The following is a 12,274-nucleotide window of genomic DNA, read 5'->3' as shown; positions in this document are numbered from 1 at the left end:
ATCATAATTTTTGAAAGGACAACACAATATGACTGCAATTCTCGTAACTGGCTACCGTTCATTTGATTTAGGAATTTTTAAGGAAAAAGATACTCGGATTGATGTGATAAAGCGGGCAATAAGCAAAGATTTGATAGCATTTATCGAAAGCGGTGTGGACTGGTTCATTTTTACAGGGAATTTGGGTTTTGAGTATTGGGCTTTAGAGGTTGCAAAGCAATTACAAGCAGACTACCCTATTCAAATAGCCACTGTTTTTCTTTTTGAAAACCATGGAGAGCAATGGAATGAAGGGAATCAACAGAAATTAGCAGATTTTAAAACCGTTGATTTTGTCAAATATTCTTTTAAGCATTATGAAAATCCATCACAATTCAAACAATACAATCAATTTATAATTGAAAACACCGATGGTGCATATCTCTTTTATGATAATGAAAATGAAACGAATATGAAGTATTTAGTTGCACAAATGTCAGAGAAAAGAAATTATGACATGCATTTCTTGACCTTTGAACGTTTAAATAAAATAAATGATGAAGAATAGTTAGCATTTTAATAATTAGTAATAGTTTAACACTTGCTTTTTGCCTTATTTTTCTGTATCATTAATAATGATATCGCAAAGTTGATAGTTAAGTAAGAAAGACCAGTCGGAGAGTATAGAATGACACGTATTATTTATAGCCCAAAAGATATATTTGAACAAGAATTTAAGACCGCTATGCGTGGATTTGATAAAAAGGAAGTTGATGAATTTCTAGATAATGTTATCAAAGACTACGAAGCGTATATTTCAGAAATTGAAGAATTGAAAGCTGAAATTGAACACCTTAAAAAAGAAGGAGCACATGTTCGTCACAGTATTAATGAGGAACGTCACACTCCAGTTCAACCGACTCGTGTTGCACAATCTGCTACAAATTTCGATATTTTAAAACGTATTAGTCGCTTAGAAAAAGAAGTTTTTGGCAAGCAAATTATGGAATAATGAATATTCGTGCAATTTTTGGATAATCGCGTAGTATTTTAATACTATGAGGAAAGTCCATGCTAGCACTGGCTGTGATGCCAGTAGTGTTTGTGCTAGGCGAAAAAATAAGCCTAGGAATGTACTTTAGTACATTACGGCGAGTGAAATGGCTAAGTCCTTTGATATGCCAAAGTAAGTCTGAAAGTGCCACAGTGACGCAGTTTTTATGGAAACGTAAAAAATGGAACGCGGTAAACCCCTCAAGCTAGCAACCCAAACTTTGGTCGGGGCATGGAATAGCATGGAAACGAACAGGCTATTCTGACTGTAATACAATCAGTAGACAGATGATTATCGAAAGAAGTGGTTCCTAGTCACTTCTGGAACAAAACATGGCTTATAGAAAATTGCATAATAGGTTAAGCTAGCACTTGCTAGCTTTTATTTGATTTTAAAGAAAGAAATGAAAATGAAAGAAAACTTTAAATTAGTAGCTACTGCAGCAGCAGGATTAGAAGCAGTTGTCGGTAGAGAGATGAAAGCCCTTGGATTTGACTACAAGGTTGATAATGGTAAAGTGTATTTTGATGGTGATATAAAAGCAATTGCAAAGACAAATTTATGGCTTAGGGCTGCAGATAGAATTAAGATTATTGTTGGGCAGTTTCCTGCTAGGACATTTGAGGAATTATTTCAAGGTGTCAATGGATTAGACTGGGAGAATTACTTACCTTTAGGTGCAAAATTTCCTATTGCAAAAGCAAAATGTGTTAAGTCAAAGTTGCATAACGAACCTAGTGTTCAAGCAATTACCAAAAAGGCAGTTGTCAAAAAACTTCAAAAACACTACCATCGTCCAGAGGGTGTTCCCTTACAAGAAATTGGCTCTGAATTTAAAATTGAAGTCTCTATCTTAAAAGATGTTGCAACAATTATGATTGATACTAGTAGTACTAGCCTCTTTAAACGGGGCTACCGTCTCCAAAAAGGTGGGGCGCCAATTAAAGAAAACATGGCAGCAGCTATTTTAGCTTTAAGCAATTGGTTCCCAGATAAACCATTGGTTGACCCTACTTGTGGCTCTGGAACCTTCTGTATTGAAGCCGCACTAATTGGTATGAATATTGCTCCCGGCTTTAATAGAAGCTTTGCTTTTGAAGAGTGGAGCTGGGTTGATAAATCTTTAATTGAGCAGGTTCGAGATGAAGCAGAAGCGCAAGCCAATTATGACATTCAATTAGACATCTCAGGTTTTGATATTGATGGCCGTATGATTGCTATTGCTAAAAAGAATGCCGAAGAGGCTGGGTTAGCAGATGTTATTACTTTCAAACAAATGCGTTTACAAGATTTTCGAACAGATAAACAAAATGGTGTTATCATTTCAAATCCACCTTATGGAGAAAGGTTACTTGATGACAAAGCTGTAGACATCTTGTATAATGAAATGGGCCAAACTTTTGCCCCCTTAAAAACATGGAGTAAATTTGTCCTGACAAGTGACGAACAATTTGAAAAAAAATATGGCCAACAGGCTGATAAAAAACGTAAACTCTACAATGGAACTATGAAAGTTGATCTTTATCAATTTTATGGCCAAAGAGTCAAACGTAATCTATCTGAGAGGTAAAGAGTGTGTCTGAAAAGAAAGACTTTGAAATCAACAAGGATGGTCAAACCCTAGATATTGACCAAGCAAAAAATATGACGGTTGGTGAAGCTGTTCGAAAAGATTCGGAGTTGAAAGCTGGTATTACTGATCAAGATAGCGTTCTTGATAAATACATCAAACAACACCGTGAAGAAGTCGCATCCAAAAAATTTGAAACAAAACTGTCTGAACTAGAGACTTTGGATACGGCTAGCTTGGATAAATTTATCCAGAAACAACGCCAAGAATTAGCAAAAGCTGGCTTAATTAAAAAGGAATCGTCAGCAAACGAAACACTATATAATGAAGAAACATCCAGTGTTAAAACAGAAGAAGTTCCTGTTCCCGACACTCTTGGCACTGCTGATACAGATTTTCCTAAAGAAACACTATATGATAAGATTGATTATCCTGAGGGACAAACGTTTGGTACTGTAAGTAGAGGGCAAGCTAACTCACGCAAGAAGAAAAAAGTGATTCCTATTTTGCTAGCAATCTTATTTCTTGCTTTAGTTGTTTTTCTTGGTGTTAATTTTGCTTCACAATCAAACTCGCCTAAAGCTAGAGAAGAAGTGGCTAAGCAAGTAGCTGAACAAGAAAAAGAAAATGAGCAAGCCAAGAAGGCTAAAGCAAACGCAAAGGCATTTAATAGCGAACTCAAGGCATTCTATAGTGATGATAAGCAAACAAAGCTTAAAAATGATCACTTTGATAAATTGACAGATTTAGAAAAAATCTTGTCTAAATTGAAAAAAACAGCCTATTACGATAATGCTAAAGAAAAATTTGATCTTTTGAGTAAACAGATTGTTGCCATTAAAGCTGTTAATGGTAAATTTGCAACAGAAGTGATTAAAGACGGTGAAAAAATTGCTGCAACAGTTAAGTCAGGTGTTCATTTCGATGATTTACAAGCAGACATTTTAAAAACAGGTAATGCAAGTTTAGACAGTATGTTGCAGTCAGCTATTTCGGATGGTCGCAAACAACTATCTGATAAAGAAAAATCAGAAAAAGAAGCTGCCGCAAAAGCAGCAGAAGAAAAGCAAGCGGCGGAAAGTGCTGCTGCAAATCAGGCGTCTGCAGCGACATCTTCTCCTCTTGCGGGTCAGTCACCAGCTAATCCAGGAGTTGCTCTATCACAATATGCTGGTTTACAAAGAGATTTATCTCGAGTGCCATATAACAATGTAGCTATTGCAGATAGTGGTAATCCTGCTTGGTTAATCAATCCAGGTGTCTTAGAGCGTATTATTGCGACATCACAAGCAAGAGGCTATTTTACGGGTTCAAATTATATTATTGAGCCAGTTAATATCATTAATGGTAATGGCTATTATAATATGTTTAAAACAGACGGAACTTACCTTTTCTCAATCAATGGTAAGACAGGTTATTTTGTCGGAAATGCAAAAGGCAATGCTGATGCTTTAGACTATTAAAAAAACATCCTTGAGCGCACATTAGCTTCAAGGATGTTTTTTTGTTTTAAGTTATTTCTGATAAGCAACAAATATTAAGGTTTATACAAGATGACGTTCAAATGGATCGTCTGAAATACCTTGGCTTAAAATGAGATTAGCCCATTCTTTAGCCGCAAATAAACTGTGATCTTTGTAATTTCCGCAAGATTCAATAGTAGTTCCAGGCACATCTTTCCATTCGATGCCTTTAGCGATTTCTTCAAGACTTGATTTAATGACTTTAGCAATTTCTGTAGAGCTATGTTGTCCCCACATAATTAAATGAAAACCAGTGCGACACCCAAAAGGTGAGCAGTCAATCATACCGTCGATACGTTGGCGAATGAGTTTTGCTAAGAGATGTTCGATAGTGTGTAAACCAGCTGTTTCAATAGAATTATGATTGGGTTGCACTAGGCGAACATCAAAATTTGTAATAATATCACCTTTTGGTCCCATATCTTCAGAGATGAGGCGGATGTAAGGTGCTTTGACAATAGTGTGGTCTAGTTCAAAACTCTCCACAATAACTTCTTTAACCATGAGAACACTCCTTTTTCTTCATAAGACTATGATACCATAAAAGCTTTAGACTGTAATAGGAATTCTATCGTATTTAAATTGTCTAAAAGTCTAAAATGTGATAGAATATATTATAGTTTTCTATTAATGAAATCTAATAAAAATTGAGGTAATAAAATGATTGATATTGTACTATTGATTGTTTGTGCCCTCATTGGTTTGATAATAGGTTATGCACTTCTTTCGCTAAAATTAAAGTCAGCGAAAGAAAATGCGGACTTGACTCTTCTTAACGCAGAGCAAGATGCTGTTAATATTCGTGGGAAAGCTGAAGAAGAAGCAGCCCATATTCGTTTATCAGCAGAACGTGAAAGTAAAGCAAATCGCAAGGAATTACTTTTAGAAGCAAAAGAAGAAGCAAGAAAATATCGTGAAGAAATTGAACAAGAATTTAAATCTGAAAGACAAGAGCTTAAACAGTTAGAAACGCGTTTGACAGAACGTGCCTTTTCTCTTGACCGAAAAGATGAGAATTTGTCAGGTAAAGAAAAATTACTTGATAGCAAAGAACAAAGTCTGAACGATAAATCTAAACATATTGATGAGCGTCAAACAGAAGTTGAAAAGCTTGAAGTAGAGAAAAAAGCTGAATTGGAACGTGTTGCAGCAATGACAATTGCTGAAGCGCGCGAAGTTATCTTGATGGAAACAGAGAATAACTTAACACATGAAATTGCAACTCGTATCAGAGATGCAGAACGTGACATTAAAGATAAAACTGATAAAACAGCTAAAGATCTACTGGCACAAGCTATGCAAAGAATGGCTGGTGAATATGTTACAGAACAGACCATTACAAGTGTTCACTTACCAGATGATAATATGAAGGGGCGTATTATTGGTCGTGAAGGCCGTAATATTCGCACACTTGAAAGCTTAACTGGGATTGATGTTATTATTGATGACACACCAGAGGTAGTTGTTCTATCTGGATTTGATCCAATTCGTCGTGAAATTGCACGAATGACATTGGAATCATTAATTGCGGACGGTCGTATTCATCCTGCTCGTATTGAAGAGCTGGTTGAGAAAAATCGTCTGGAGATGGATAACCGTATTCGTGAGTATGGTGAAGCGGCTGCATATGAAATTGGAGCACCAAATTTACACCCTGATTTAATTAAAATTATGGGAAGATTGCAATTCCGTACGTCTTACGGGCAAAATGTTCTCCGCCATTCTGTTGAAGTTGGTAAATTAGCGGGTATCTTAGCTGGTGAACTAGGTGAAAATGTTGCCCTAGCAAGACGTGCAGGTTTCCTTCATGATATGGGCAAGGCTATTGACCGAGAAGTTGAAGGTAGCCATGTTGAAATTGGCATGGAATTTGCTCGTAAATATAAAGAACACCCAGTTGTTGTTAATACTATAGCAAGTCACCACGGTGATGTTGAGCCTGACTCTGTTATTGCAGTTTTGGTTGCAGCAGCAGATGCCTTAAGTTCTGCAAGACCAGGTGCTCGTAATGAATCCATGGAAAACTATATTAAACGTCTCCGAGATTTAGAAGATATTGCAACTAGCTTTGACGGTGTTCAAAATAGTTTTGCCCTTCAAGCCGGTCGTGAGATCCGTATTATGGTTCAACCTGAAAAAGTTTCTGATGATCAAGTTGTTATTCTATCACATAAAGTACGTGAGAAGATTGAAAATAATTTAGATTATCCTGGAAATATTAAAGTAACGGTTATCCGTGAAATGCGTGCTATTGATTACGCCAAATAAAAAAGTTATGAACTGTTAACTTGGACTTGGAACTTAGTGATTCAAGAAGGAGTGGACAGTTCATTTCTTCGTTTAAGTCGGGAACTTATCTTATAATTATCTTGAAAAAGCCCATTGTTTTTGTTAAACTATTAGAAAGCAATTATTAAGGAGAATGTAATGTCTGAACGAGGTTTGTTAATCGTCTTTTCAGGACCATCAGGTGTAGGTAAAGGGACGGTTAGGCAGGAGATTTTCTCAACACCCGATCATAAATTTGAATATTCAGTTTCAATGACAACTCGTCCACAAAGACCTGGCGAAGTTGATGGCGTTGATTATTTCTTCCGTACCCGCGAAGAATTTGAAGAATTAATAAAAAATGGCCAAATGTTAGAGTATGCCGAGTATGTTGGCAATTATTATGGAACACCCTTAACTTACGTTAATCAAACACTTGATAAAGGAATTGATGTTTTTCTTGAAATTGAAGTTCAAGGAGCATTGCAAGTAAAGAGTAAAGTTCCAGATGGTGTCTTTATTTTCTTGACACCGCCAGATTTGGAAGAATTACAAGACCGTCTTGTTGGACGTGGTACAGATAGCCAAGAAGTTATCGCGCAACGCATTGAAAGAGCAAGAGAAGAAATTGCTTTGATGCGTGAATATGATTATGCAGTTGTTAATGATCAAGTGCCACTGGCTGCAGAGCGTGTCAAACGTATTATAGAAACAGAACATTTTCGTGTTGAACGTGTGATTGGTCGCTACGACAATATGATTAAACAAACAAAAGATATCCGTTAAAATAGAAAAGAGCCAAATACCATGATGTTAAAACCTTCAATTGATACTTTATTAGATAAAGTTCCTTCAAAATATTCGCTTGTCATCCTACAAGCAAAACGTGCTCACGAACTTGAAGCTGGAGCAAAAGCAACACAAAACTTCAAATCTGTGAAATCAACTTTACAAGCTCTCGAAGAAATTGAAGCTGGTAATGTTGTTATTCATCCTGACCCAGCTGCAAAACGTGCAGCAGTTCGTGCTAAAATTGAAGCAGAACGCTTAGCAAAAGAAGAAGAAGAACGCAAGATTAAAGAACAAATTGCAAAAGAAAAAGAAGAAGAAGGAGAAAAAATCTAAGGTGCTATATCTTAGATTTTTTCATATAGCCTTTATAGAAAGGAGAGGAAATGGGAAATGTAGCGCAGGTTATTGTTGATGTGCCATTAATGCAAACAGATAAACCCTTCACTTATTCTATTCCAAACTATTTTGAGTCGCTATTACAAATTGGATCAAGAGTACATGTCCCTTTTGGAAGAGGGAATCGACTATTACAAGGATTTGTCATTGGTATATCAAGTGAAGAAGATATTAGCCAACTAAAAGAGGTCCAATCTGTCTTGGATTTTGAACCTGTTTTAACCAAAGAGCAATTAGATCTAGCTAACCACATGCGAAAACGTGTTTTTTCTTATAAAATTACTTTGCTAAAAGCTATGATTCCAAATCTATTAAATTCTAATTATGATAAAGAATTGTTTTGGTGTGATGGTATCAGTCAAGAAGATAAAAAGCTTATTTTTGCTGACAAAACTACCATTTTGTTATCACAGCTTTCTCCAGAACAAGAAAGTCGTGTGGCAACCTTAATTAAGTCAGGAGCTATTGGTTTTAACTATTTAGCTACAGATAAAAAGACCCTTAAAACTGAAAAACATTATAAGGTTAATAAGGCGTTGTTAGCAGAGCACGTTATTTCAAATAGAGCTAAAAAGAAGCAAGAATTGAAAGAATTTTTACTGACTCACAAAGAAGATGGCCTGCTGAATGACCTCATAAAAGGCTTTTCAAGGGACATTGTGAACTACTTTAGCGCTCAAGGACTTATCACTGTCTTTGACGTTCAAGTTAATCGTAGCGATGCTTATTTTGAAAAAGTTGCAGAAAGCACTTTTTTAAACTTGAATCTGGAACAAAAAAAGGCTGTCTCACAAATTGTTGCAGAAGTTGGTAAAGAGTCAAACCCTTTTCTTCTCCAAGGGATTACTGGGTCGGGAAAAACAGAAGTTTACCTTCATATTATTGATAAGGTGTTAAAGGAAGGAAAAACAGCCATCGTCTTAGTTCCTGAAATTTCGCTAACTCCCCAGATGACGCAACGTTTTATCTCACGTTTTGGTAAAATGGTTGCTATTATGCATTCAGGTTTATCTGATGGGGAAAAATTTGATGAATGGCAAAAAATTAAGAAGGGTGAAGCGAAGGTTGTTGTTGGTGCTAGATCGGCTATTTTTGCGCCTTTAGAGAATATTGGTGCCATTATTATTGATGAAGAACATGAAGCAACTTATAAGCAAGAATCAAATCCTAGATACCATGCTAGAGACGTAGCTGTTATCCGGGCAAAAACAAATCGTGCTGTTTTGGTAATGGGGTCTGCTACACCAAGTATTGAAAGTAGAGCTCGTGCAAGTAAAGGTGTTTATCACTTTATTCAATTGAAAGAAAGGGCTAATCCCAAAGCCAAAATTCCAGATGTAGAAATTGTTGATTTCCGAGACTATATTGGACAACAAGATGTTAGCAACTACACACCTTATTTAATTGATAAAATTAAAGATCGCTTAGCTAAAAAAGAACAAGTTGTTCTAATGCTGAATCGCCGTGGTTATTCAAGTTTTATTATGTGTCGGGATTGTGGTTATGTGGATGAGTGTCCAAATTGTGATATCTCACTGACACTCCACATGGATACAAAGACCATGAACTGCCATTATTGTGGCTATCAAAAGCCCATTCCTAGAACCTGTCCAAACTGTCATAGTTCAAGTATCCGTTATTATGGAACGGGAACTCAGAAAGCTTATGATGAGCTTAAGGAGGTTTTACCAGAAGCAAGAATTCTTAGAATGGACGTGGACACAACACGAAAAAAAGGTAGTCATGAAAAACTCTTATCAGAATTTGGTTCCCATAAGGCTGATATTCTTTTAGGAACTCAAATGATTGCTAAAGGTCTTGACTTTCCAAATGTTACCCTAGTAGGTGTTTTAAATGCCGATACGTCATTAAATTTACCTGATTTTAGGTCGTCTGAAAAAACCTTTCAGTTACTGACCCAGGTAGCAGGTCGTGCAGGTCGTGCCGAAAAAGAAGGAGAAGTTTTAATTCAAACGTATAACCCAGACCATTATGCGATTCAATTAGCAAAATCACAAGATTTTGATGCCTTTTACGATTATGAAATGAAAATAAGGCAAAAAATGGCTTATCCGCCTTATTATTTTACAGTTGGTTTAACCTTTTCGCACCATAATGAACAAGAAGTCGTTAAAAAGGCTTATCAGGCGATGACCTTGTTAAAAGAAGGCTTGTCTAATAATATTAAACTTCTTGGTCCAACGCCAAAACCAATTGCTAGAACGCATAATCTCTACCATTATCAGATGATTTTGAAATATCGATTTGAAGATAACTTAGAAGCCACTTTAAATAGTATTTTAGATTGGACACAAGAGGCTGGAAATAAAGACTTAAAAGTTATTATTGACCAGGAACCACAAAGTTTCATGTAGGCTTTCATCGCAAAAAGAAAAGCAGGCTTATGGTATAATGGAAGGAAAGACAGCTTAAGGAGTAGTATGACAAAAATAATTTTTATGGGGACCCCCCAATTTTCGGCAACCGTTTTAGAAGGCTTAGTGAAGGCATCAGCCTATGACATTCTAGCTGTTGTGACTCAGCCAGACAGAGCAGTAGGACGCAAAAAAGAAATCAAAATGACACCCGTAAAAGAGTTAGCTCTAGCGAATCATTTGCCTATTTACCAACCAGAAAAATTATCTGGTTCAAAAGAATTAAAAGAGATTATGGCTTTAGGAGCTGATGGGATTATTACAGCAGCTTATGGTCAATTTTTGCCGACGGCATTATTAGATTCGGTGTCATTTGCCTTAAATGTCCATGCATCGCTTTTACCAAAATATCGAGGTGGTGCTCCTATTCATTATGCTATTATGAACGGTGAAAAAGAAGCAGGTGTGACCTTGATGGAAATGGTAAAAGAAATGGATGCAGGCGATATGGTTTCTAAAGCTAGCACTCCTATTCTTGATAGTGATAATGTGGGTAGTATGTTTGAGAAGCTAGCCATTATTGGACGTGACCTTCTTTTAGAAAGTCTGCCAGCCTATTTATCAGGAGATTTGAAACCTCAAGCACAAGATCACAGTCAAGCAAGTTTCTCACCAAATATCAGCTCTGAGCAGGAAGTTTTGGACTGGACAAAATCAGCAAGAGAAGTTTTTAATCAAATCAGAGGAATGTCTCCTTGGCCAGTAGCTCATACCTATCAAAATGGAGAGCGTTTTAAGATTTACCAAGCAAGCTTGGTAGATGGACAAGGGCAACCCGGACAAGTGATTGCAAAAACAAAAAAAGCAGTGCATATTGCTTGTGGTGACAATGCTGTCGCTTTAGAATTGGTTCAACCTGCGGGCAAACCTAAAATGCCTATCCAAGATTACCTTAATGGGTTGGGAAGAGAATTACAGCTAGGAGATTACTTTGGCAAATAATTGGAAACAGCTTCCACGTGGAAAAGCATTAATAGTACTAGAGGACGTTTTTGAAAATGGTGCCTATTCAGGCATTGCCCTTAATCATCAACTGAGTAATAACAAGTTAAGCCCTAAAGATAAAGGCTTCATTACTGAAATTGTTTATGGAACCATTAGCCGTAAAATCACATTAGAATGGTATCTATCACATGTTGTGACAGACCGTGACAAACTAGATAAGTGGGTTTATTACCTTTTGATGCTCAGTCTTTACCAACTTGTTTATTTAGATAAGGTTCCAAAGCATGCCATTGTTAATGAAGCTGTCAATATTGCTAAAAACCGTGGCAACAAACGTGGTGCTGAGAAGTATGTGAATGCGATTTTACGACAACTAACAGCATCAGATTTACCTGATTATGAAACAATTAAACGTCAAAATAAACGTTATTCCATTAAATATTCCTTGCCAACTTGGTTGGTTAAAAAATTAATGGACCAATTTGGTGAGACACGTGCACTGGCCATAATGGAAAGCCTACTTGAGACAAGTAAAGCAAGTATTCGTGTTACAGATGAAAATCGTCTAATGGAAATTAAAGAGGCACTTGGTGCACAAGAGTCTGTGATATCACCCCTTGGTTTGACAAAGACAAGTGCTAATTTTGCAACTAGTGACTATTTCACAAGTGGCGCCATTACTATTCAAGATGAAAGCAGTCAATTGGTTGCACCGACACTCCAAATAGAAGGTCATGAGCATATTTTGGATGCTTGTAGCGCACCAGGTGGGAAAACCCTTCACATGGCTTCATATTTGAGTAGCGGTCGTGTTACAGCCTTAGATATCTACCAACACAAACTTGATCTTGTTAAGGAGAATGCAAAACGATTAGGCTTAACAGATAAAATTGAAACGAGACAATTAGATGCAAGAAAGGTAAATCAGACTTTTCCTGCGGATAGTTTTGACAAAATATTAGTTGATGCACCTTGTTCTGGTATTGGTTTAATGAGACGTAAACCAGATATTAAATACAATAAAGAGATTCAAGACTTTGAACAATTGCAGGGCTTGCAGTTAGAGATACTGGCTAGCGTTTGTCAAACGGTGCGAAAAGGTGGTATAATAACCTATAGCACTTGCACTATTTTTGATGAAGAGAATTTTCAAGTCGTTGAAAAATTTTTACAAAGTCATTCTAATTTTGAACAAGTAAAACTTAATCATACACAAGAAGATATTGTTAAGGATGGATGTTTGTACATTACGCCGGAACAGTACCAAACAGACGGTTTCTTTATTAGCCAGTTTAGAAGGGTCTTGTAGTAT

At 36.6% G+C, this 12,274-nt stretch carries 11 protein-coding genes and 1 other RNA gene; 11 read left to right on the top strand and 1 reads right to left on the bottom strand.

Annotated features, from left to right (window positions below; all coding sequences use genetic code 11):
- Positions 1-28 precede the first annotated feature (28 nt).
- From Q9317_RS08210 to Q9317_RS08190, 5 genes are all read left to right on the top strand, one after another.
- Positions 29-547, top strand: coding sequence for an SLOG family protein (locus Q9317_RS08210; protein WP_121791536.1), 519 nt, complete (start codon positions 29-31; stop codon positions 545-547).
- 120 nt (positions 548-667) lie between these two features.
- Entirely contained in the window at positions 668-991 is a 324-nt protein-coding gene (gene gpsB, locus Q9317_RS08205) for a cell division regulator GpsB (protein WP_003101786.1), read from the top strand.
- Between the two features lie 14 nt (positions 992-1,005).
- An RNA gene (gene rnpB, locus Q9317_RS08200) (RNase P RNA component class B) lies at positions 1,006-1,378 on the top strand.
- A gap of 64 nt (positions 1,379-1,442) precedes the next feature.
- Positions 1,443-2,603, top strand: a complete 1,161-nt coding sequence (locus tag Q9317_RS08195) for a THUMP domain-containing class I SAM-dependent RNA methyltransferase (RefSeq protein WP_064537877.1) — start codon at positions 1,443-1,445, stop codon at positions 2,601-2,603.
- Positions 2,604-2,608: 5 nt separating this feature from the next.
- The gene (locus Q9317_RS08190; protein WP_003101780.1) at positions 2,609-4,066 is read left to right on the top strand and encodes a cell division site-positioning protein MapZ family protein; all 1,458 of its coding nucleotides are present in this window, start codon (positions 2,609-2,611) and stop codon (positions 4,064-4,066) included.
- Positions 4,067-4,147: 81 nt separating this feature from the next.
- Here the strand turns inward: Q9317_RS08190 and Q9317_RS08185 are convergent, their stop codons facing one another.
- On the bottom strand, positions 4,148-4,630 hold the full coding sequence (locus Q9317_RS08185; protein ID WP_003101776.1) for an S-ribosylhomocysteine lyase: 483 nt from the start codon (positions 4,628-4,630) through the stop codon (positions 4,148-4,150).
- Positions 4,631-4,786: 156 nt separating this feature from the next.
- On the opposite strand from Q9317_RS08185, the gene Q9317_RS08180 reads away from it, so the two are divergent.
- The 6 genes from Q9317_RS08180 (at position 4,787) to rsmB (ending at position 12,271) form a co-directional block, all read left to right on the top strand.
- Entirely contained in the window at positions 4,787-6,394 is a 1,608-nt protein-coding gene (locus Q9317_RS08180; protein WP_003101769.1) for a ribonuclease Y, read from the top strand.
- Positions 6,395-6,553: 159 nt separating this feature from the next.
- Positions 6,554-7,180, top strand: coding sequence for a guanylate kinase (gene gmk, locus Q9317_RS08175; protein WP_016356120.1), 627 nt, complete (start codon positions 6,554-6,556; stop codon positions 7,178-7,180).
- A gap of 21 nt (positions 7,181-7,201) precedes the next feature.
- Positions 7,202-7,519: a DNA-directed RNA polymerase subunit omega gene (gene rpoZ / locus Q9317_RS08170; RefSeq protein WP_003101767.1), complete on the top strand. Its 318-nt coding sequence runs from the start codon at positions 7,202-7,204 to the stop codon at positions 7,517-7,519.
- A gap of 50 nt (positions 7,520-7,569) precedes the next feature.
- Positions 7,570-9,957 carry a primosomal protein N' gene (locus tag Q9317_RS08165; protein WP_003101764.1) on the top strand — a complete coding sequence of 796 codons (2,388 nt, stop codon included), beginning with the start codon at positions 7,570-7,572 and terminating at the stop codon, positions 9,955-9,957.
- A gap of 66 nt (positions 9,958-10,023) precedes the next feature.
- Entirely contained in the window at positions 10,024-10,959 is a 936-nt protein-coding gene (fmt, locus tag Q9317_RS08160) for a methionyl-tRNA formyltransferase (RefSeq protein ID WP_003101762.1), read from the top strand.
- The gene (gene rsmB / locus Q9317_RS08155; protein WP_003101760.1) at positions 10,949-12,271 is read left to right on the top strand and encodes a 16S rRNA (cytosine(967)-C(5))-methyltransferase RsmB; all 1,323 of its coding nucleotides are present in this window, start codon (positions 10,949-10,951) and stop codon (positions 12,269-12,271) included. The genes fmt and rsmB overlap by 11 nt, the downstream gene beginning before the upstream one ends.
- The last annotated feature ends 3 nt before the right edge of the window (positions 12,272-12,274 follow it).

Origin of the sequence: Streptococcus iniae, from assembly GCF_030732225.1 — a bacterium.
Taxonomy (GTDB): Bacteria; Bacillota; Bacilli; order Lactobacillales; family Streptococcaceae; genus Streptococcus; species Streptococcus iniae.
This window is presented reverse-complemented; position numbering and strand designations above follow the sequence as displayed.